Source organism: Blautia hydrogenotrophica DSM 10507 (assembly GCF_034356035.1).
Lineage (GTDB): Bacteria > Bacillota > Clostridia > Lachnospirales > Lachnospiraceae > Blautia_A > Blautia_A hydrogenotrophica.
Genome location: NZ_CP136423.1, coordinates 1,942,137 through 1,964,953, shown reverse-complemented (window position 1 = coordinate 1,964,953; position 22,817 = coordinate 1,942,137). Strand labels below are relative to the sequence as shown.

Sequence of the window (22,817 nt, the reverse complement as noted above, 5' to 3'; positions counted from 1 at the left end):
TCGACGATACGGCGAAGGCGAAAAATGAGCTTGCTCACTTATCTTAGCAGACCTCTGCGTTTCATCTCATCCACGACGGAAGGGTACTGTTCGAGATTCGTATGAGGAATCGCTGTCGCAGCGGTCATGAGATGGATGAAATTGTCCACGGCTCCAAACTGGACGTACTCCATAGTTTCAATGATTCGGTCTAAGTATTCCAGAATGCTTCTGTCCAGAAGCAGCATCTGTGCTCCAGTCAGAGAAGAATTTCCAACAGGCACCAGCTTTTCGCGCTCCACATCAGGATACATACCGATGGTGACGGCGGATTCTTTGGAAATATGAGCTCCGAAAGCTCCAGCCATGTAGAAATGCCCGATCTCGTCTGCGGGCAATCCTGTCAGTTCCAACATGTAGTAAATCATGGTGACGGCGGCAGCCTTTGTCTTTAGAAATTCGTCGATGTCGCTTTGATAGAAATTTAGGCCAGGAGCATAGGTGACACAGTACTCTTCCTCCTCTAGATGAATTAAAGGGCTTTTTTCCGGAAGAAATTTGCCTTGAATACTAATCCAGCCATTGAGAAAGAGCTGTGCTAGCATGTCCACGATTCCAGACCCGCAGATTCCCTGGGGAGGTTTTTGGCCGATAGTCAGAAGATGAAAATGGCCGTCTTTTAGCTCTACCCGCTCGACAGCTCCTGGTACTGCTCGCATTCCAGTTTTGACAGAACCGCCTTCTAAGGCAGGGCCGGCAGCGCCAGCGCCGCACAACAAGAATTCTCGGTTGCCGATGATGAGTTCACCGTTGGTACCAATGTCAAAGAATAAAGAAAGTTCTTTTTTTTCATAGATACGGGTAGCGATGGCACCGCTTATGATGTCTCCGCCCAGATAGTTGGCCTTTCCCGGATAACAATATACGTATCCGAGCAGAGGAAAACCAAGCTCACGGGCGCAGAGAAATCCAGGATTCAGCGTGTGGACTGCATAGGGGGAAGAAAAGACACAGAATGCGTCTATTCCCAGAAGAAAGTGAACCATGGTGGTGTTTCCAGCGACAACCATACTGATACACTCCGAACAGGAGATGCCGGTCATATTTTCTAGCTGCGCAAAAACTTCCAAAAAAGTATCGACAGTGGCACGGCGAATCTGTTCCAGATGTTCAGGCTGGTCCTTTGCGTGAAAAATTCTGGTGAGAATGTCTTCGCCGAACTGTATTTGATGGTTGTAGACACTGGCTTCTCCTAGTATTTCACCGGTATTGCAGTTTAACAGGCGAATCACCAAAGTCGTACTGCCTAAATCGGCGGCGTATCCGTAGTGACAGGCAGTAGTGTCTTGAGGTTCTAGGTTTACGGCTGTCCACTGGCCTCCGTCATAGGCCAGTGAGATGGTAAAGTCCCAGTTTTCTTCTGTGCAGAAAGGGTAGAGTTTTCTTAGAATGGGCAGAGGCAGTACTGCATCCACTCCCTGTTTTTTTAAGGCTCTCTGAATCCGTTCTTGGTCAGATACACAGTCTTCCTCTGTGGGGATAGGAAGGGTTAAATGGATTTTTTTTGTAATTCCGCGCATAGTAAACTCCTTTATCTAAATTACAAAATGAGATATCATTCAGCAAATTTGACAATTCTGGAACATTATAACACATCTTGAAAGAAAAATCATTCCTTTATGATAAGACCAACAGAGGGGATTCCGCCTGATATCCTGAGAGAAACAGGCTTTTTAAAGGAGAAATATACCTTTATTTTTTAAAAATATTCCCGATATAAAATACGAGATTTTTTATTAATCAAATAGTTGCAAAAAAAGTCACAATATTTAAAATAAAAATATGTGAAATGTGTATATGCTGAATTTTTTGATAAAATATTGATTGCTATCAAATTTTATGATATTATTTAATTAATAAAACATAGATTCATAATATGAAACTCGCATTTGGCGAGTTTAAGATCTAGACTAAAAATAAAACTAAGTTTTATAATATGAAACAAAGGAGGGGCTTATGTATCTATCGGAGAATTCAAAAGAAATTCAGGCTTCCAAAATAAGAAAGATGTTTAATAAATCTTTAAAGTATGATAAAGTAATTAATTTTACTTTGGGAGAACCTGATTTCACAGCTTCTCAGAATGTAGTAGAAGCAGGTTGTCAAGCAATTATGAACGGAAATACGAAATATTCTGAGAATGCAGGGATTTTGCCACTTAGGCAAGAGATTAGCAAAATTTTATTGAAAGAGTATGAGGTCTATTACAATCCAAAGAATGAGATTACAGTCACTGTAGGCGCTATGGGGGCACTTTATCTGACTTTAAAATCCATCTTAAATCCGGGGGATGAAGTAATTATTTGTGAACCATTTTGGACTAATTATTTGCAACAGGTAAAGATGTGTGGAGGCGTACCGGTTTTGATATCCTGCAAAGAAGAAAATGATTTTATGCTAAATTTGCAGGATTTGGAAAACGCTATAACAAAAAAAACAAAGGCCATTCTTTTGAATTCTCCTAACAATCCGACGGGGAGCGTACTTAATTTGGAAAATTTAAAGGGAATTGCTCAGATTGCCCAGAAGAATAAAGTCATTGTTATATCGGATGAGGTTTATAAAGGGATTTTATATGATGATAAAGACTATTCTTCAATTGCTTCCTTAGAGGGAATGAAAGAACGAACAATTGTGATTAACAGCTTTTCGAAGGAATATGCAATGACTGGCTGGAGAATTGGGTATGCAGCGGGGCCAGAAGAGATTATTGCAAATATCACTAAGCTTCAAGAAAACGTTTCTGCATGTGCAGCTATGCCTTGTCAATATGCAGCTTTGGAAGCCCTTAGAGGTTCCCAGGATTTTAAGAAATTTATGTTGAATCAGTACAGACAGAGAAGAGATAGAATCATAAAGAGAATTCGAGAGATTCCTAGATTAAGTTGTAAAAGTCCGAAGGGGACATTTTATGCTTTTGTAAATATAAAGGAACTTGGAATTACATCCGATGAGTTTGCGGATAAATTATTGGAAAGTAAACAGGTGGTAGTGGTTCCAGGAACAGCTTTTGGGGATGGCGGAGAAGGATATGTGAGGATTTCCTATGCAACTTCCATGGAGATGATCGAAAGAGGCTTGGAACTGATTGAGGAATTTGTTAGAGAGATGATAGAAAGAGAGAACAAATGAGGATTAATGGAAAACGTCTTTACAATCATATAAAAACGCTTGGGGGGATTGGTTATGAGCCAGAACTTGGGACTACAAGGATGGCATACTCAGAGACATTCCATGAAGGGAGAGATTACGTAAAACATTTAATGGAACAAGCTGGGATGCAAACGATGATAGACGGTGTGGGAAATCTAACAGGACGGATAGGCGGAAAGAGTAAACAAATAATCTCAATAGGTTCACACATTGATACAGTTCCAAATGGAGGCATGTTTGACGGAGCGCTGGGTGTTCTGGCAGGAATAGAAGCGATACAGACTCTGCGGGAAAATGGGTATCAGAATCATTACAGTATGGAAGTAATCGCATTCACAGAAGAGGAGGGGAATGTGATTGGAGGGACTTTTGGCAGTAAGGCTTTCGCGGGTGTTGACCAGGAAGAGGATGTAATGCGTAAAATTTCTTTTTATGGTATGGATTCACGAAGCATTCAAAGTTCAAAAAGAAGCTCTGAGGACTATAAATGTTATTTAGAATTACACATTGAGCAGGGCGGAGTCTTGGAAGCTAATCAGATACCTATTGGAGTGGTGGAAGGAATTTTCGGGATTGCCAGATATAAGGTTACGGTATGTGGAAAATCAAACCATGCGGGAAGTACTCCGATGAATTTAAGGGAAGATGCGCTTGTAAAAGCGAGTCAAATGATACTGAGAATGATTGATATATGCAAAGAAGTGAATTCCTCTATGACATGTACAGTAGGAAAGTTGTCGGTAGAACCAGGAGTTGTGAATGTAATTCCTGGAATGGTGGAATTTTGTGTTGAGCTGCGTTGTTTAGATATGGGTGATATCCAGAAAGCAGTGGACAAATTTATGGACGAATTTTGCTCTGATCGGGTGTCTATAGAACGATTTCTTTGGCAAAGAGAGACTGAGATGGACGCACAGTTGAAAAATTTGTTAGGTTTGTGCTGCCAGGAGCAAAAGATCCCTTACATAGAGATGCCAAGTGGCGCGGGACACGATTCCATAAATATGGCCTTGTTTACCCCCACTGCGATGCTCTTTATACCAAGTGTGGATGGGATTAGCCATAGTATTTTGGAGAAGAGTGAGCCTGAAGATATGGAAAGAGGGACAAATTTACTGTTAGAGATGATCTTAAAATTAGAAAAATTATGAAAATTCTTTTTATCACCGTAGAAAATACGGTGAATGATAAGGATAAAAAATGAGAACAAGGAGGTGAAAATGTGAAGATTAAGTTGATTAATCCCAACACAACGCAATCCATGACAGAGAGTATTGAAATGTGCGCGAGAAAATATGCTCGTAAGGACACACAGGTATACGCGGTAAGTCCAGACATGGGGGTAGACAGTATTGAGTGCTATGTCGATGAGTATTTATCTGTGCCAGGAGTCCTGAAAGAAATTGTAAAGGGGGACCGAGAGGAAAATGCGGATGCATATATCATCTCTTGTTTTGGAGATCCGGGATTACAGGCAGCGAGAGAAATTACAGATAAACCGGTGTTGGGAATTGCGGAGTCAGCCATTGCAGCGGCTAAGATGATTGCGCCTTATTTTTCCATTGTCTCAGTTTTAGATCGGTCTAGGAAGGTGACAGAAGATGTGGTTTTCAATTATGGGGCGACACAATTTTGCCGTTCTATTCGTTCCACTGGATTAAGTGTGCTGGAATTTGGGGAAAACCCCAAAAAAGGACTGGAAGCTTTGGAAAGAGAGAGTATTCAAGCTGTCCGTGAAGATGGAGCAGAATGTATTCTACTGGGATGTGCGGGATTTGTGGACTTTGTGGAACGGTTGAAAAGTCGTTTAGGTGTGCCAGTATTAGATGGTGTTATGCCGGCAGTGAAATTTGCGGAAGCATTGGTGGATATGGGACTAAAAACCAGTAAAGTGAATACATGGAAATATCCAGAGGCAAAAGAATATGTTGGTTATACAGGGCTTTAATTTATACAAGGAGAAGAAAATATGAAGAGAAAATTTATTGGAATGTTGGTGAGTTGTGTATTGACGACGTCTATGTTGATGGCAGGATGTACGACAGAGAGTCCGGCAGACGCTCCTGTGGAAGAAACGTCGAAAGAGGAGAAAGCAGCGGCTACCGAAGAATCTAGTGATTCAAAAGAAACGGCTCCAATGGATGGAGATGTGGTAGTAGGCGTAAGCATCAATGCGTTGGATGCGATCAATAATCGCCAAGTGTTTGAGTTGATGCAGGAAAAGGTAAAAGCTGCAGGATATGAATGTATGGCCACGAATGCTAACGGTACGGCGGTTCAGCAGTCCACGGATATTGAAAATTTAGTTCAGCAAGGCTGCAATGTAATCGTTGTATTGAATGGGGATACAGATGGTTTAACGAATGCGGTAAAAGAGGCTGCTTCTAAAGGTGTGCATGTTATCAGTGTGGAATCCGGCTATATACCGGGAATATCGGCGTATTTTACCAAGAATGATTTTGCGTTGGGTGCAACGATGTATATGATGCTGGCCAGCGAGATGGGATATGATGGAGAAATCATTGCAACAGGTCACAACGAGCATCCTGCAATTCGTGCAAGAGTAAATGTGCAAGAAGCAATGCTGAAGGAATATTCGAATATAAAACTGGTAAATCGGATTACAACCGGTTATCCGGGAACTACAGAACTAGCTTATAATGGCGTAGAGAGCGCTCTTCAGCAGAATCCAGATGTAGAGACAATCTGGTGTACCTTTGATTTGGAGGCATTGGGAGCTGCTCAGGCATGTGAAGCCTTGGGAAAAACAGATATTAAGATTGTAGGTGCGGATGGAGAGATTGATGTTTTATATGAGATCAGAGATGGAGAACAGATTATCGCTACATCGGTGGCAGATTTGGAAGCGACTACAAATAATGTAATTGAGACGATAGCGGACTTGGAAGCAGGAGAAAATGTGTCCATGTTCCATGAGATGCCGTATATTATGATTACAAAAGAAAATGTGGATGAATGGATTGAGAAAACAGAGTCTTACCTGAAAGAAAATGGTGAGTGATATTTGACGCTGTATCTGGCTGCTTTGTATAGCGCAAAGCAGCCAGAAATGAAAAAAGGGAAAGGAGCAATTTATGGCTGAACAGGAATTGGCAGTTCAAATGGTTAATATTAGTAAATATTTTGGTGGAATCTGTGCGGTCCATAATGCTAATTTGACAGTAAAAAAAGGAACAATCCACGCACTTTTGGGAGAAAACGGCGCTGGAAAATCGACTTTAATGAAAATGCTTTGCGGCCTGTTAAAATGCGATGAGGGAAAAGTGTATCTCTTTGGCAGAGAATCAAAAATTAAATCGGTGATGGAAGCACAGGTGCAGAAATTGGCGATTGTTCCTCAGGAATTGGCATTGGTTGAGTATTTTACGGTTGCAGAGAATATTTATCTGGGAAGAGAACAATGTAATAAGTTAAAAATGATAGATCGACAGCTTATGTTCGAGGAAACAGAGAAGGTTTTAAGGGATCTAAAAATTGATTTGGATGTCAGAGCAAAAGTAAGCAGCCTAAGTGTTTCCCAAAAACAAATGTTAGTGATTGCAAAAGTCTTGTCTTTAAATGCAGAAATTATCATCATGGATGAGCCTACTGCGAGGCTAGGGAAACAGGAGATTGACGATTTCTTGAAATATATGAAGTATCTGAGGAGCCAGGGAAAAACAATTATATACATATCTCATAAATTAGAGGAAATTTTTGAGATATGTGATGAAATTACGGTTTTGAGAGATGGGGAAGTTATCGCTACTTATCCAGTTGCTGAAATTACTCAGGAACAGTTGATTAAAGACATGGTGAATCGTAACTCAGAAAGCTTGGACATCCGAAAAGAAACAAAAATATTAGATGAAGTAATTTTGCAGGCAGAACATGTAAGTTGCGACAAAATGGTGAAGGATGTAAGTTTTGCTCTGCACAAAGGAGAAATATTAGGGTTTTACGGTCTGGTAGGTTCGGGGCGCACGGAGATGATACGCGCTCTATTGGGAATTGATCCTCTAAAGAGCGGAGTTGTCACCTATAAAGGAAAACAAGTGCGTTTTAAGAATATCAGAGAATCTATGAAAGCAGGCTTGGTACTAATTCCCGAGGAAAGAAGAAAACAGGGTTTAGTTATGAATATGTCCATTCGAAAAAATGCTTCGCTGACGAAACTGAAAAATTTCAGTCGATTAGGATTTATCGATCAGAAAAAAGAAAAAGAGAGCATTTTAAAATCAAAAGATAATCTTCAGTTAGCTTGTGCGAGCATAGAAAATTCAGCCGGAAGTCTAAGTGGAGGAAATCAGCAAAAAGTGGTACTGGCAAAATTTATAGACATGCCTGTGGACATTTACATTTTTGATGAACCTACGAGAGGAATTGATGTCGGTGCAAAAAGTGAAATTTATTCTCTGATCGAACGGATTTCGGGAGAAGGAGCTTCAGTTATTATTATTTCTTCAGAGATTCCGGAGGTTCAGTCTATTTGCGACAGGATTGCGATTATGAAAGAGGGCGAGGTTGTCAAAATCTTGCAGCCAGATGAATTCCGGAATGCCGAAACCATTCTGAAATATTCAATAGGAGGATAATTATGTTAAAGACAGCGGTAAAGGATAAGAAAATAAGAATTTCAGAGTATGCTACGAAGTATGGCACGATTTTATTTTTGATATTCATGTTTATTGTGTTTTCTGCATTACAGCCATCTACTTTTCTAAGCCTTGGTAATCTATTGACAATTCTGCGCCAGATCGTAATTCTGAGTATCTTAGGGACGGGGCTAACAGTAGTAATGATTACTGGAAGAATTGATTTGACCATTGGTTATGCGGCTAGCTTTCTGGGAATTGTAGCTGGGGCTTTGATGGTTGATTTTGGCGTTCCCGTATGGCTTACTGCTATCATTACTCTGATTGTAGGAGCCATTCTTGGCAGCTTGAGTGGTGTGGCTGTTGCGTTTATAGGAATTCCTGATTTCATTGCGACGTTGTCCATTGGATTTTTGATTTCTGGAGTGAATCAAGCATATACAAAAGGGCATCCCATTTCCGGTATGCCGGAAGAATTTGGAGTTTTTGGAGCACAGTTTTTTATGGGAATTCCAACGTCCATCTTCTTCATGATTATTTTTCTAATTATCGTTTTTGTTCTTCTTAATTATACGAGATTTGGCAGGCATGTATATGCAATTGGAGGAAATGAAGAGTCTACAATGATGTCTGGTGTCAATGTTAAGAAAAATCTGATCTGGTCTTATGTTGTCAGCGGAATCGGAGCAGGCTTAGCAGCGTTGATTTTGTCTTCTCGTTTGGGAACTGCACATCCAACGGCGGGTGATGACTATCTGATGGAGGCTTTAGCAACGGTATATGTAGGCGGTACGGCTTTTAAAAATGGAGAGTTTAATATTGCAGGAACTTTTGTGGGAGCTATGATTATAGGTGTCCTCACGAATGGACTGACATTGTGTAATGTACAGTACTATAATCAGGATATTGCAAAGGGACTCGTCATATTCTTGGCAGTTACAATCACGTCGATTCAGAAAACACGGAAAAAATAGAAATAGAAGAAAAAGGAGGAAGCAAATGGGAATTTTAATAAAAAATGGGACTATTTTGACAGCAGAGAACGAATTTAAAGCGGATATCTTGGTGGAAGGAGAAAAGATTGTCGCAATCGGGGAACATCTTCATGCAGATGCAGAACGAGTGATACAGGCTGAGGGGAAATATGTATTTCCTGGGGGAATCGATCAACATACACATTTTGAAGCTTTGTGTAATTCTGGTGACAGAGATACTGCGGGCTATGAGACGACGAAGGCGGTGATTGTTGGAGGGACGACGACGATTATTGATTATGCGCCTCAAGACCCAGGGTGTGGATTGATTGAATCTGCCTTGCATCGAATTCATGTACGTGCAAAAGGGAAAACGTGTGTGGATTTTGCATTACATTCTCTGATCACAGAAGTGACAGATTCTATGTTTGAGGAGATCAAAGAGCTTCCCAAATATGGAATTGCCAGTATTAAGGCTTTTATGGCTTATATTGGTTCCCCTCTGCATGTGGATGACGGCACTTTAGTAAGAGTTATGGAAGAGAGCAAAAAGGTAGGAGTAACTGTTTTTGTACATGCAGAGAATGGAGAAATTATAAAAATGCTTCAGACAGAATGTGTGAAGGCAGGAAAAACAGAACCCAAATATCATGCAGTATCCAGACCACCAATGGTAGAGACTGAGGCTACAAAAAGGGCAATTTATCTCGCAGAGCAGATAGATACGCCGGTATTTATTGTACATATTTCTTGTAAAGGAGCAGCGGATGCGGTGGCAGAGGCCAAGGCAAAGAGACAAAGAGTTTATGGAGAAACTTGTACACAATATCTGACCACGACAAAGGAAAAATTGGATAACCCTGATTTTAATGAAGCGGCAAAATATGTTTGCTCTCCCGCTTTGAGAGATGAACAGGAATTAAAGGCTATGTGGCAGGGGGTTCGTGACGGGATTTTAAGCGCGATTGTATCGGATCATTGCGGTATTGATTTAGCTGAAATGAAGCAGGAGGGCAGGAATAATTTTGTGGATATTCCCAATGGAGCTCCTGGCGCAGCAGATCGTATTAATATGATTTGGACCAATGGTGTTGCTCAGAATAAGATTTCAAAGCAGAAATTCGTAGAGGTATGTGCGACTCTTCCAGCTAAGATCAATGGTATATATCCCAGAAAAGGGACGATTGCAGTTGGCTCTGATGCAGATATTGTCATCTTTGATCCGACGTACAGAGGGACAATCCGCTTGGAAGACAATCCCAATGGCGTAGATTACAATATTTACGAAGGACGAGAACAGATAGGGCGTCCGGAAACAGTGCTTTTGAGAGGAAAGGTTGTGGTAGATCATGCGACTTTTGTAGGGAAGTTAGGTCAAGGTGAGTTTATTGCCAGCGAGGCATATGCTTATTGCTATGAGGGGAGAAAGTAAGTTTTGCAAAATTTATATTCAGATTCTGTATATCAGAGAATACAAGAATATGGCATAATACCATTGGTGACCCTGGAAAATGCACGGGATGCGTTGCTTTTAGGTCAGGCATTGATGGAATGTGGGCTACCGATTGTTGAAATTACATTCCGCACAAAAGCTGCAGAAGAGGCAATTAAGATACTAAAAAAGGAGTATCCCGAGATATTGGTGGGAGCAGGGACCGTTTTGACAAAAGCGACAGCGAAAATAGCGATTCAGGCGGGAGCAGAGTTTATTCTGTCTCCCGGTATCTATCCAGAGGTGATTCAATATTGCCAGGATCGAAATGTTTTGCCTTTTCCTGGGTGCATGACGCCAACAGATTTAGAGCTGGCACAAAGGTTGGGGTTAAAGTGCGTAAAAATATTTCCAGCTGTTCCAATGGGAGGTTTAGCTATGCTAAAAGCCATATCTGCTCCTTTTCCAGAGATGAGGTATTTGGCAACTGGAGGAATAAACAATAGTAATGTCAAAGAGTATTTGGAATTTCCCCGGATGCTTGCGTGTGGCGGAAGTTGGTTGATAAAGAAGGAAAATCTAAAAACGTCAAACATAGAGAATTTAAAAAAGGAAATCAATCAAGCAATAACCAGTATGCTGGATTTACGATGGAATTTGAGCCAGTTCAGTATTCTTGAATACATTCATAAGACACTTTCGGATACAGAGACTCTCAGGAGGTTGACGATACAAACCAGTGATTTTGGAAGGGCGATTAACTATTTTCTGAGAATAGGGTTTATGGAAGACGTGACATTTTCTGAAGTGCGTAAAGAGGGGGCGACAAATCAAGAGACTATTTTGATAAAGAGTAATTCTAAACTTGTGTTGCATTTGACTGGGGGGAATTAGAGAAATATAAGCGTAATTATAATATTCAAAATTTAGGACATTTGCAAGGGGGTCTATTGGTTGAACTTCCAAGATATGGTATAATAATGCAAAATACAATTATAGGAGAAAGATATATGTCTACGCCAACAGTACAATCAATAGACCGAGCTTTCGAAATTTTAGAAGCTTTGGGAAACAAACCGGAAGGAATGTTAGTGAAAGAATTGTCTGCACAATTAGGCTTGAATAAGAGTACTGTCAGCCGGATTCTTGCTACACTGGCGGAACACGGATATGTGGAAAAAAATAAAAATAACTATTATAGAATCGGGATGAGAATGGTAGATTTGTGCAGTCTGTATCTCAACAATTTACAGTTGAAAACGGAGGCACTTCCTTTTTTGGAAGAACTGCGTGCACAGACAGGTATGATTGTGCATTTAGGAACTATGGATGAGGGAGAAGTAGTATATCTGGAAAAAATTAGTTCTTTCAGCAACATCCGTATGTATTCACAAATTGGCAAACGCGCGTATATGCACGCAACAGGATTGGGTAAAGCAATGCTTTCTGGTCTAAGTGAAAAGGAAGTCGAGTCTATTGTACATAGACGAGGTTTGCCTGCGATTACAGAGAAGACTTGTACGGGGTACTCAGAACTGCTGCAAGATTTATATGTCACAAAACAAAGAGGATACTCGATTGATGATGAGGAAAATGAGATTGGGGTTCGATGTGTAGCGGCACCAATTTTTGATTACAGAGGGAATATGATAGCAGCAGTCAGCGCTGCAGGTTTTTTGGACATGTTTCCCAAAGAAAAAATAGAAAAAATAGGCGAGTGTGTCAAGAAATGTGCAAAAAAAATATCCAGAAGTATGGGGTATAGATAATCGTTAAAAAAATATCATACCTATTCTGTTAAGTATCAAAGAGAACTATTCTACCATTGACTGACACACAAATATAAGCTTTGTAAATCTGACAATAAGGTTGAAAGTTATTATACATAGGAGGTATGTGTGTTGATTGATGTGATAACCTTTGGAGAGGCGATGGTGGTTTTTATTGCATCAAAAGAAGGTGAGTTTAAAGATGTTTCCCGCTATTCTAGAGGGCTTGCGGGGGCGGAATTAAATGTGGCAGTGGGACTTACTCGTCTGGGGCACAAAGTGAAATATGTGACGAGACTGGGAAAAGATCCTTATGGTGAATACATTTTGGATTTTATTCATAAAGAAAAGATTGACGATAGTGGAGTGTATATGGATTCCAACTATTTGACCGGTTCCTATATAAAGTCAAAGGTCAAAACGGGGGATCCTAAAGTATTTTATTTTAGACAGAATTCTGCCGCTTCCCATATAGATATCTGCGATATGAAAAAAACAAATTTTGAAAATGCTAAAATTTTGCATGTCAGCGGGATTACGGCAGCTTTGTCGAAGAGTAGTCAAGAGGCCTGCTTTTGGGCGATAGAGAAGGCTCAACAATGTAAAATGAAAGTTACTTTTGACCCCAATATCCGGCGTAACTTGTGGAAGTCAGAAGAGGAAATGCGCAGTGTTTTAAACCGCATAGCATTCCGTAGTGAGATCATTCTTCCCGGCATTGCAGAAGGGAAAATCCTGACAAAGAAAGAGCGTGTAGAAGATATCGCTGACTTTTATTTGGAAAAAGGTGTACAAGTTGTTGTAATAAAACTGGGAGCTCTAGGAGCGTATTATAAAACTTCCGATGGAGTTGGCGCGTATGTGAAAGGATTTTCTGTAAGTCGAGTGATTGATACAATTGGAGCAGGAGATGCGTTCGCTTCCGGATTTCTAAGTGGAATTTTGGAAAATCTTTCCATACATGACTCTGTAGTGAGGGGCAATGCAATGGGAGCCATTATCGTGACTTCAAAAACGGATAATCATGATTTGCCAACGAAATTAGAATTAGAGGAATATTTAGAGCACGTCAGATTGCTTGCATAGCTGTGAGAGTGTGACGGTTGACCAAAGGTGAAAGAGGTTTTAAACGGCTTTTTAGTCATAGGTTTTTATGACTTAGAAATAGTTGTTTAAAACCTTTTTTGTGTAATAGGAAAGACTTTGTCACACTAATGCGAGAAAGCTCCTTCCTATTACAAAAACGCTCCGCTAAGGATGCGCACGCCGCAATAAGGTAGTGCACCACAAGGCGGTGTTGTGGCGGCGCGCAAAGTGGGACGCGCCCCTCAAAGATTGAGGGGATGGGGGAGCTGAAGTGGGCTTGCCCACTTTGTTCTGTAATAGGAAAGACCTTGTCACGCTAATGCGTGAAGGCCCTTTCCTATTACAAAAACGCTCCGCTAGGGATGCACACGCCGCAACAAGGTAGTGCACCGCAAGGCGGTGTTGCGGCGGCGCGCAAAGTGGGACGCGCCCCTCAAAGATTGAGGGGATGGGGGAGCTGAAGTGGGCTTGCCCACTTTGTTCTTAAAGAAAGACGTGTCACTTTGAAAATTTATGAGGAGTTGAAGATATTCGGATATGCTTGCAGGATGAAGACAGATACTATATAATGTGAAAAGTTATAGTTCACCCATTCGAGTAATTTCCAAATAGACATGGAGAAAAAGGTAGTGTAAAAATCGGAAGAGTTTCAAATATAAAGAGGAGAAATGCAATGGAAAATGTCACAGAGTATCTGAAACTAGTCTTGGAGAAGTTAAGGAGACGGATAGAGAGGATCGACAGTTCTTTGAAGGAAGGAGAGCGGGAGATCGAACAGATGCATGACTACTACTGGGAGAATTACACAGAGATGGACCAGTATGGCTACGAGGAGTTCGACAACCGCCAGGCATTGCTGAATCAGGTGAACGCAAACCAGGAACAGAAAATTCTGCGGCACCGGTTTCGCAGAATGCTGGATTCCCCGTTTTTTGGAAGAGTGGATTTTCTGTATGAGGGAGAGGAAGAAGCGGAGACCTTTTATATTGGAATTGGAAATTTTGCCGAGGAGGCGGGGAGGATACCTCTGATCTACGACTGGAGAGCTCCGGTGAGCGGCCTGTTTTACGACTATGACAAAGGGCCTGCCGCATACCAGGCTCCCGGCGGACTGCTGAGCGGAGAGATTACTTCCAAATGGCAGTATAAAATTCAAAAAGGTAAGTTGATTTACGCGTTTGAGAGTGATCTGAAGATTGATGATGAGGTCTTGAAGGCGGAATTAGGAGCCAATGGAGATATCAAGCTGAAAAATATTATACGGACGATTCAAAGAGAACAAAATGCGATTATCCGAAATACTCAGGATCGGATTCTGGTGATTCAAGGGGTGGCAGGTAGTGGGAAAACTTCGGTGGCCCTTCACCGTATCGCATATCTATTGTACCATGACCGGGAACATCTGAAATCGTCGAATATCCTGGTATTATCTCCGAATCAAGTGTTTTCCGATTACATTTCCCATATCCTTCCTGAGTTGGGAGAAGAAAATATTCAGGAGATGAGCTTTGATCTGTTTGCTTATCGGGAGCTGAGAGAAGTAGTCTCAGATTGTGAGGAGAAATACGATCAGATTGAACGGATGTTTCTGGAATCCGAGGAACAGCAGGCAGGTGATCGAAAGCAGTCGGAGGCTTTCATGGGAGAGCTGGACCAGTTCGTACTGGAACTAGAAGACAGACTAATGCGTTTTGAAAAGGTGGAGTATAGAAGTTTTCGTGTATCTGCCAACCGGGTTATGGAGATGTTTTATTATAAATTTCCGGACTTTCCCCTGCTGTCTAGAATGGATGCGGTGGCCGAGTATTTGATTGATGAGTACGAGACCAGCCTTGGACGGGATTTATCGGACGATGTCAGGGTGAATCTAGAAGAGCAGTTTCAGGGGATGTATGTGACGACAGATCTCTATGATATTTACAATTGGTTTTTGGAAGATTTTGGTTATGAGACGCTTGCCAAGGTGCCCTGGGAAAAACGCAGGTTGCAGTATGAAGATGTCTATCCAGTGCTCTATTTGAAATATCAGCTGTGTACCTGCCCAAAGCGTGGGCTGATTAAGCACCTGGTGATTGACGAGATGCAGGACTATTCGCCGATGCAGTATCGAATTTTGGAGAAAATGTTCCAGTGTAAGATGACGATCTTAGGTGATCGGGCCCAGACAATCGGTGAGCGTGCGCGGGATGTCACAAGTTTTTTGTCTAAGATCTTCGGACGGGGAATCCGTAGGATTGTGATGAATAAAAGTTACCGGAATACCGTGGAGATTGCTGGATATGCCAATAGCTTGTCAGGAATCACAGATATGGAACTATTCGAGCGCCATGGTCGGCCCGTGGAAGAAATCTGTTTTACAGACTTGGAAAGAGCCTGCGGCGAGATCTGGGAGCGGTTAAAGCTGGGAGAGGAAGAATTCGAGACGGCAGCGGTGATCACTATGACCCAAGAGGAGGCTAGGAGAGCGGCAGCGTACTTTTCAAAGAGGCTTCGCCAGGAAGAAAGATTTTTCTGCACCTATGTGGACAAGGAGAGCACGAATTTTCACAAAGGGCTCACGGTTACTACGTTCTATCTGGCTAAGGGGTTGGAGTTTGACCAAGTGTTTGCGATCTGTGGGGAATGGCAGAGCCATCCCCTGTATTGTCAGGCGAAGTATATCATGGCGACTAGAGCGCTTCATGAGCTCTATGTCTATGAGACTGTGCAGAGCTGACAAAGAGGGTGTCACAAAAGCCGTGGAAGACTTTTGTGATGCCCTCGCGCTATTTACACCAGCTTCCATCCAATGGCTTTTTCTTTCATTAATTGTTATCTGTAAAAAAAATTAGGCAAAACAAACCTGAAGATTCTTTTTTATCTCTGAGAGAGCATAGGCAGAATTTCCTGCAAGCCGGAGGCACTAGAAACTCCCTCCGGGACCTCTCTATGCTCCCGGTTGAGCCAGATTGCCTGGATTCCCACAGAAGTAGGGCATTTTACGTCACCAGAGATGGAATCTCCGATGTGGATGACTTCCTCGTGGGAGAGTCCGGTCTTTTCCAGTGCGTACAGGAAAATTTCTTTCCGGGGTTTGGAAAATTTCGCCTGCTCGCTGGTGATGATTCCAGCTGGGTGAAGGCGGTGTTTTTGGATATTGGCGAGCACGTAGTCATCATCACAGTTTGTCACAAAGTACACAGGCAGCCGGACCTCTTCTAGAAATCCGGGGACATCCGGGTAGATATCGGTGGTGCGCCAGTGTTCCTCCATCTGTGCCAGAAGCTCTCTGGGGTCTTCGGTGCTCTGAAAGTGTTCTGTGATGTGACAAAAGCATTCCATGGCCACGTCGTGTTGAGAGCGGAATTTTTCACCGTTGGCAAGGCTGAGCCGTTCCCGGAAGATTTTCCACCAGAAGCCGAGAATGGCTTCCATGGAGGCGGCAGTGCCGGTCTCATAGATTCTCTTGACGACCTTTTGGGCGATGGGGCCTAGTTCATGGGCGACGGTTCCATAGTAATCCATAAAAATTGCTTTTTGCATGTTTTTTCTCCTTGTCTAAGATTCCAGTTCGTCTTTGTCAGGTTCATAGTCGAAATGGATGTCGTCGTTGTCATGGTAACAGTCCAGAAGCTGTTGGAGAGTGATGTTCTCCATGGTCTGCTGTATGGCTTCCTCGATCTGCTGATACGGGTGAGAGAGTACCTCCGCAATCCGACGTCCTACCGGGCATTTTCCAGAAGGGTGGGGATGCAGGTTCATAAAATGTTCCAGCCCCTCCGGTTCCACAGCCTGGTAGACCTGCCAGACAGTGAGTTTCTTTGGGTCAGTGTTTAAGTGTGCACCGCCGACGCCACGAGCAATGGTGACGAAATTTTCTCTCTGCAAAGCTCCCAGAATGTTGCGGATGATGACCGGATTACACCCGGTGCTTCTGGCGAGCACTTCACTGGTGACTTTCATCTGGTCTCCGTATTCTGCGAGAAATACAAGACAATGCAAGGCAATGGAATATTTTGTGTTGAGCCGCATCTACACACCTCCTGCTGTGACTGATAAGTTTCCTTTTTTAATATGTAGTTTAGCACAAATGGGTTTTGATGTAAATATTGACATTACAACAAAGGAAAGCTATAATGGTTGTAAAAAATAAAATTACAACTGATTTCAATGGTAAATGTTGAGATTCTATGGAGGAGGAAAGGAAAAATGCTGGAAAAAGTGGATTTTTATTATTTCAGTCCCACAGGGGGAACGAAAAAGGTGGGAGAAGTGTTTGCCGGGGAAGTTGCTCGTACGGTCTGTCCCTGGGATCTGGGGAAAAAGGAGACCAGAAAAAATGAAGCTGAATTGCGGTGGTGGCTGTCCCGGTGTTCGGCGGCAGAATCCCCGGCGTTGCCGCACAGAGACTGCGAAAGCTGGGTGGTCAGGGAAAACGGGCTGTCACGCTTGTGGTATATGGAACGAGGGCCTATGAGGATGCACTGTTAGAGCTAAATGATGTGATTACAGACTGCGGTTTTCAGATCGTCGCCTCCGGAGCGTTTGTGGCACAACACTCTATGGCACCGCAAGTCGGCTCGGGAAGGCCGGATGGAGCGGACAAAGAAGAACTGAGAGCGTTTGCCGGAAGAGTTTTGAAAAAAGTTGAGAATGGACAGGCAGGGAAAGTGGAAGTTCCCGGCAACCGACCCTATAAGCCACAGATGCAGATGCCGGCGACACCCATCTGTCTGCCATCCTGTACGAGATGCGGAACCTGCGCTGCCATTTGTCCTACAGAGGCAGTTAGGGTCTGCGAGGATTTTGTTCAGACCAAAGCAGAAAAATGTATCCTGTGTATGGCCTGTACAGCGGCCTGCCCCGAAAATGCCAGGGTACTGCCGGCACCTTTGCAGGAGACTATGGAGCAGAAGCTTGGTGCACTGAAAGATGTTCGAAGAGAGAATGAAGTTTTTTTGTGAGTCAGAAAAAAAGAAGTAGGATGGATTTGGATTAGAGGCAGAGATGAAGATAGGAATTGTGTATGTCAGCAAGACAGGAAACACGGAGGTGGCCGCGGAGTTTATCGAGGACGGAATTCTAGGTAAATATCCGTTTATTCAGGTGCGGACGATGGATATCCGTGAAGGGGAAGTGGATGTAGAATTTCTAAAGGAGTGTGAGGCGGTTATCTTCGGTTCGCCGGTGTATTTTACCAGCATGAGCTGGGAACTGAAACGTTGGTTTGATAACAGTTTCCGTGTGAATTTACAAGGAAAGCTGGGAGCTGCGTTTGTAACGGCTCAGTCTTTGACAGGTGGAACTGATACAGCCATCATGGAGATGATACGCCATATGCTAGTGAAAGGAATGCTGGTCTATTCTGGTATGTCCGGAAAAAACCGGAATCACTTTCAGATCGGAGCAATGGGAATGGGTAAAAACCTAGAGGCATCCCGGGAAGAACTGGAAGCTTTCGGTGCGGATGTGGCTGAGAAGACCATTGAAATTTCCAGAAAATAAGAGTTCTCCTGCAGGGTATTGCCTGAACGGCTAGCCAGTTGGGATACAAGAGCGTTGTGTATATGCCAAAGGGAAGTGCCAAGGAGCGTCTAGAAAATATCAGGGCCCTGGGAGCAGAGGCAGCCATCACCCAGTGGTGGCAGTGACTAGCTATTTCTCAGACCCCTATCCGGGGGAAGATAAATTGACGATCGTGATTGTGGAACCTAACCAGGCCGACTGTATGTACCGGACAACCACAGCGGACGATGGGAAACTGCCCCCTGTAACTGGAGATATGGCGACAATTATGGCCGGATTGGCCTGCGGAGAACCCTGTACTATCGGAGGGGAGATTCTGTGGATATTGGGAAATCCTCTGGGAAAGAACCAGAGAGTCATCTCCGGAGAGCGCGGCGTGGTCACACTGGGCTTGGTGTGGAGATTATGCAGAGAGAAGAGTTGCTCTGGCTGCGCAGACAGCTTAGATTGGACCGTGAATCCCGGGTTCTTTGTATTTCCACAGAAGGAGATATAGACCGAGAGAACTATAGAAAAATTGTAGGGGAGGGAGCTTACACGAACCTTCCTAGATAGCAAAGGCATCTGCCCTCCTTAAAAAGGAGAGTAGATGCCTTTTTTAAAGTGCCTGAGAAGAAAGAAAGCGGCGACGGAAGCGCAGAGCTCTCCCACTGGGAAGGAGATCCACACGCCGACTGGTCCGAAAAATCGGGATAGGATAAAGCCGCAAGGGATGGTAATTAAAAACTGTCTCAGCAGTGAGATAATTAGCGAATGCTTTCCTTTTCCCAGAGCCTCAAAAGTTCCGGAGTATATGATGCCGATGGTGGAGATCAGGAACCCTAGGCAGATAATTCGCAAGGCAGTTACCCCGGCACTCATGAGTTCCTCATCTGCGTCAAACAGAGAGAAAATCTGTGTAGGAATGAGCAGTGACAGGAGCGTTCCTAGCAACATGAGGGTGGCCGCAGCCAAAAGACTGTAGCGAATTGCACTTTTTACACGCTTGGTCTCACCCGCGCCGTAATTGTAGCCGATGATGGGGCGCAGTCCCTGGACGATACCGTTGGCAGGCATGTAGATAAAGGTCTGAAGTTTAAAATAGACACCCAGCACAGCTACATAGACACTAGAGAAGGAGGCTAGAATCCGGTTCAGCACACTGATCAAAATTGAAGGCAACGTCATCATAATGCTAGAGGGGATTCCCACTCCGTATATCTGTAAAATAATTTGCTTATCGAAACACAGGTATCTCGGATGGATACGGATGGATAATTTTTTCTTGCGGTATACAACGATATACAGCAAAAACGCACAGATCTGTCCGATGACTGTGGCAATGGCAGCACCCTTGACGCCAAGAGCAGGGAAGCCCAGAAAACCGAAGATCAAAATGGGGTCTAGGATGATGTTGATGATACAACCGGAGGACAGCAGGTACATAGTCAGCTTCATCTCGCCGATACCCTGGAAAATTTTTTCCATAGTCACCTGGAGGAGAGCGCCGAAAGACAGGCAGAGTACAATGTAAGTGTAGTCACAGGCATCTGCCAGAATCTGCACGTCGTTGGTGAACAGCTTCAGGAACGGTTTCGTGACGAAAATGCCAGCCAGCAAAAACAGCAGACAATGGAAGAAAGCTAAAGCCAGACCGATGGTGGCCGAACGGTTGGCCTTTTCCTGATTTCCGGCACCCAGATGGATGGAGATGGCGGAGGTGATGCCGACGCCGATTCCCACAGAGACAGAGACGACGACGTTTTGCAGGGGATAAGCCAGAGAGACCGCCGTTAGAGCGTCCGTTCCTAGTCTTGAGACATAGATGCTGTCTACGATGTTATATAAAGATTGAATTAGCATGGACAGCATCATGGGGATGGACATGGACATCAGTAGGGGGAAAATAGGCCTTGTCTTCATGAAGGTGTTGTTCTGTTCCATTGTAAAAGCTCCTTTATCTAATGTGATATTTCCCCGTAGATCAATGGGGAGGTTTCGCGTTTTACCGCAAAAAAAAGTCATAGGCCAGAAGCCGTACGACTTTACCTTGAAAATCATATAAGAATTAAAATTATCTTACCATAAGAATTAAGTAAAAGTCAACGGTATCTTGAAAGGACAGAGAGGTTCTTGTTTTGTCACAGTTCAGTTTTCAAAAAGAACCCCTGGATAGGGATAAAAAATTTGATCAGAATAAAAAAGCGGCGGAAAACCCAGATTTTTCCAGAGTCGAAAAAAGAAAAAAAATATCCCCTGGGGTGGCTTACAAAGCCGGAAAAACTCCTTTATAATAAACCATGTCAGAAAATTAACAAAAAAGTGGGAGGTACTGGCATATGAAAAAGAGAATAAAGGTACTGACGGCTCTGCTGTGTACAGCGGCTCTGCTGGCTGGTTGCGGAGGGGCTTCAGGAGATTCCGGAACCGAATCTGCTGCAGAAGATACCCAGAAGAAGGCAGATTCTGAGGGGACAGAGGCTGAGAGTGAAGAAGTTTCAGAGGTGACCATTGGCTTTTCTAGTGAGGGAGATTCCTTTGACCCGTGTACGGGATTCGGCTATACGGGCTCTCCTCTGTATTCAAATTTGGTAAAGGTCAATGGCGATGATCAGCTGGAAAACGATCTTGCCACAGAGTATAAGGTTAGTGAGGATGCTCTGACTTGGACCTTTCAAATTCGAGATGACGTAAAGTTCACCAACGGTGATCCACTGAAGGCATCAGATGTGGCCTTCACTTTCAATACTGCAAAGGAAAAGGCAACCTATATGGATTTGACCATGATGGAAAGCTGCAAGGCTTTGAACGATACTACTGTAGAGTTTAAGCTGACAAAACCCTGTGTGACTTTTATCTACACCATCGCGCAGATGGGAATTGTTCCTGAGAATGCCTACAGCGACCAGTTTGGCCTAGAGACCGATCAGATCATAGGCTCCGGTCCTTATAAGATGGCACAGTGGGACAAGGGCCAGCAGTTCATCCTAGAGGCGAACAAGGATTACTATGGAGAACAGCCGAAGATCAAGAAAGCCATCTTCCTGATTCAAGAGGAGGATGCCAGATTTGTCTCAGCGAAAGCAGGAGATCTGGATATCGCCCTGACCTCTGCGACCCTTGCCACGACAGAGATCGAGGGGATGCATGTGGAGGAGGTAGAGTCTGTGGACAACCGAGGAATTACGCTTCCCACAGTGCCGGATGAAAGAAAGACCACAGAGGATGGCTACAAAATTGGAAACAACATCACCTGCGATGTCAATGTGAGAAAGGCATTAAGCTACGGAATCGACCGGGAACAGATCATCGACGAGGCTTTGAATGGCTTTGCGAAGCCTGCCTACTCAGAGTGTGACGGACTGCCCTGGTGGAACGAGGAAAATGTGATTGAGACAGACGTGGATTACGCCAATGAGCTTTTAGAGAAGTCTGGTTGGAAGGATACCGACGGAGACGGAATTCGTGAGAAGGATGGGGAAAAGCTGGCATTTAATCTAATGTATTTTGCGGGAGATTCCATGCGTCAGGCGGTAGCCATGTCAGTGGCGAACCAGGCAAAGGAAAATATGGGCTTTGACATCACAGTGGAGGGTGTCAGTGCAGATGATACGGTCGTAAGAATGTTCTCAGAGCCGATGATTATGGGTTGGGGGTCTGACAGTCCTATGACTTCCTATATGCTGTATCACAGCAGTAATGCCGGTAAGACGGATTTCTACAATCCGGAATTCTACACCAGTGAGAAGACTGATGAGTATCTGGACAAGGCGATGAACTCCTTGAGCATCGAAGATTCCTATGAGTGGTGGCAGAAAGCACAGTGGGATGGGGAAACCGGTACTTCTATGAAGGGCGAGGCGCCCTGGGCCTACTATGTGAATATGACACATCTTTACTATGTAAGGGACGGACTGGATATCGGAAAACAGAGAATCCACGCCCATGGGCAGGCATGGCCGCTGATTGCCAATCTGGCGGAGTGGACCTGGGCGGAATAATTCCGAACACAGGAGGTTTTTAACCTTTGATTACTCCGGGCAGTGTTGTCCGGAGTAATCGTATGTTCTGTCATAGGAAAGATCTTGTCACGCTGAAGCGTGAAAGCTCTTTCCTATGACATAAATAATCCGCTAAGGACGCGCACGCCGCAATAAGGCGGTTCACTGCAAAGCGGTGTTGCGGTGGCGCGCAAAGTGGAACGAGTCCCTCAAAGATTGAGAAGAAAGGGAGTTAAAGTGGGCTTGCCCACTTTGTTCAAGCCAGAAAAAACGGCTTGTCTGAT

20 protein-coding genes are annotated in these 22,817 nt (G+C 43.6%); 16 read left to right on the top strand and 4 right to left on the bottom strand.

What is annotated here, in order from left to right:
* Positions 1-38 precede the first annotated feature (38 nt).
* Positions 39-1,559 carry an ASKHA domain-containing protein gene (locus BLHYD_RS09210; RefSeq protein ID WP_005946122.1) on the bottom strand — a complete coding sequence of 507 codons (1,521 nt, stop codon included), beginning with the start codon at positions 1,557-1,559 and terminating at the stop codon, positions 39-41.
* Between the two features lie 436 nt (positions 1,560-1,995).
* Between BLHYD_RS09210 and BLHYD_RS09205 the strand changes: the two genes are divergently transcribed.
* From BLHYD_RS09205 to BLHYD_RS09155, 11 genes are all read left to right on the top strand, one after another.
* On the top strand, positions 1,996-3,171 hold the full coding sequence (locus BLHYD_RS09205; protein ID WP_005946120.1) for a pyridoxal phosphate-dependent aminotransferase: 1,176 nt from the start codon (positions 1,996-1,998) through the stop codon (positions 3,169-3,171).
* Positions 3,168-4,343, top strand: a complete 1,176-nt coding sequence (locus BLHYD_RS09200; RefSeq protein ID WP_005946119.1) for a Zn-dependent hydrolase — start codon at positions 3,168-3,170, stop codon at positions 4,341-4,343. Before BLHYD_RS09205 ends, BLHYD_RS09200 begins: the two co-directional genes overlap by 4 nt.
* 71 nt (positions 4,344-4,414) lie before the next feature.
* Entirely contained in the window at positions 4,415-5,140 is a 726-nt protein-coding gene (locus BLHYD_RS09195; RefSeq protein WP_040350295.1) for an aspartate/glutamate racemase family protein, read from the top strand.
* A gap of 21 nt (positions 5,141-5,161) precedes the next feature.
* Positions 5,162-6,214 carry a sugar ABC transporter substrate-binding protein gene (locus tag BLHYD_RS09190; protein ID WP_005946117.1) on the top strand — a complete coding sequence of 351 codons (1,053 nt, stop codon included), beginning with the start codon at positions 5,162-5,164 and terminating at the stop codon, positions 6,212-6,214.
* A gap of 73 nt (positions 6,215-6,287) precedes the next feature.
* Positions 6,288-7,787: a sugar ABC transporter ATP-binding protein gene (locus tag BLHYD_RS09185; protein ID WP_005946116.1), complete on the top strand. Its 1,500-nt coding sequence runs from the start codon at positions 6,288-6,290 to the stop codon at positions 7,785-7,787.
* 2 nt (positions 7,788-7,789) lie between these two features.
* Complete coding sequence (locus BLHYD_RS09180; RefSeq protein WP_005946115.1) at positions 7,790-8,761, top strand: ABC transporter permease; 972 nt, start codon at positions 7,790-7,792, stop codon at positions 8,759-8,761.
* A gap of 25 nt (positions 8,762-8,786) precedes the next feature.
* A complete protein-coding gene (gene hydA, locus BLHYD_RS09175) occupies positions 8,787-10,193 on the top strand; it encodes a dihydropyrimidinase (RefSeq protein WP_021844721.1) in 1,407 nt (468 codons plus the stop codon).
* Positions 10,194-10,196: 3 nt separating this feature from the next.
* On the top strand, positions 10,197-11,087 hold the full coding sequence (locus BLHYD_RS09170) for a bifunctional 4-hydroxy-2-oxoglutarate aldolase/2-dehydro-3-deoxy-phosphogluconate aldolase (RefSeq protein WP_050769851.1): 891 nt from the start codon (positions 10,197-10,199) through the stop codon (positions 11,085-11,087).
* Between the two features lie 116 nt (positions 11,088-11,203).
* A complete protein-coding gene (locus tag BLHYD_RS09165) occupies positions 11,204-11,962 on the top strand; it encodes an IclR family transcriptional regulator (RefSeq protein WP_021844723.1) in 759 nt (252 codons plus the stop codon).
* Positions 11,963-12,103: 141 nt separating this feature from the next.
* A complete protein-coding gene (locus tag BLHYD_RS09160) occupies positions 12,104-13,048 on the top strand; it encodes a sugar kinase (protein ID WP_242857476.1) in 945 nt (314 codons plus the stop codon).
* Between the two features lie 673 nt (positions 13,049-13,721).
* Positions 13,722-15,764 (top strand): HelD family protein, encoded by a 2,043-nt coding sequence (locus tag BLHYD_RS09155; protein WP_005946035.1) that lies wholly within the window; start codon positions 13,722-13,724, stop codon positions 15,762-15,764.
* A gap of 140 nt (positions 15,765-15,904) precedes the next feature.
* On the opposite strand, the gene BLHYD_RS09150 is transcribed toward BLHYD_RS09155, so the two are convergent.
* Positions 15,905-16,570 carry an HAD family hydrolase gene (locus BLHYD_RS09150; RefSeq protein WP_005946031.1) on the bottom strand — a complete coding sequence of 222 codons (666 nt, stop codon included), beginning with the start codon at positions 16,568-16,570 and terminating at the stop codon, positions 15,905-15,907.
* Positions 16,571-16,585: 15 nt separating this feature from the next.
* Positions 16,586-17,059: an Rrf2 family transcriptional regulator gene (locus BLHYD_RS09145; protein WP_005946029.1), complete on the bottom strand. Its 474-nt coding sequence runs from the start codon at positions 17,057-17,059 to the stop codon at positions 16,586-16,588.
* Between the two features lie 177 nt (positions 17,060-17,236).
* Here BLHYD_RS09145 and BLHYD_RS09140 point away from each other — a divergent pair, with 177 nt between their 5' ends.
* The 4 genes from BLHYD_RS09140 to BLHYD_RS09125 all read left to right on the top strand — a co-directional run bounded on the left by BLHYD_RS09140 (position 17,237) and on the right by BLHYD_RS09125 (position 19,049).
* On the top strand, positions 17,237-17,518 hold the full coding sequence (locus tag BLHYD_RS09140) for a hypothetical protein (protein WP_196795156.1): 282 nt from the start codon (positions 17,237-17,239) through the stop codon (positions 17,516-17,518).
* Positions 17,479-17,991 (top strand): DUF362 domain-containing protein, encoded by a 513-nt coding sequence (locus BLHYD_RS09135; RefSeq protein ID WP_196795155.1) that lies wholly within the window; start codon positions 17,479-17,481, stop codon positions 17,989-17,991. Before BLHYD_RS09140 ends, BLHYD_RS09135 begins: the two co-directional genes overlap by 40 nt.
* A 43-nt stretch (positions 17,992-18,034) precedes the next feature.
* The gene (locus BLHYD_RS09130) at positions 18,035-18,532 is read left to right on the top strand and encodes a flavodoxin family protein (protein ID WP_005946025.1); all 498 of its coding nucleotides are present in this window, start codon (positions 18,035-18,037) and stop codon (positions 18,530-18,532) included.
* Positions 18,533-18,665: 133 nt separating this feature from the next.
* Entirely contained in the window at positions 18,666-19,049 is a 384-nt protein-coding gene (locus tag BLHYD_RS09125) for a PALP domain-containing protein (RefSeq protein ID WP_050769850.1), read from the top strand.
* 77 nt (positions 19,050-19,126) lie between these two features.
* Here BLHYD_RS09125 and BLHYD_RS09120 read toward each other — a convergent pair whose 3' ends face one another.
* Positions 19,127-20,476: an MATE family efflux transporter gene (locus BLHYD_RS09120; RefSeq protein WP_040350290.1), complete on the bottom strand. Its 1,350-nt coding sequence runs from the start codon at positions 20,474-20,476 to the stop codon at positions 19,127-19,129.
* 395 nt (positions 20,477-20,871) lie between these two features.
* Here BLHYD_RS09120 and BLHYD_RS09115 point away from each other — a divergent pair, with 395 nt between their 5' ends.
* The gene (locus BLHYD_RS09115) at positions 20,872-22,533 is read left to right on the top strand and encodes an ABC transporter substrate-binding protein (RefSeq protein WP_005946017.1); all 1,662 of its coding nucleotides are present in this window, start codon (positions 20,872-20,874) and stop codon (positions 22,531-22,533) included.
* The last annotated feature ends 284 nt before the right edge of the window (positions 22,534-22,817 follow it).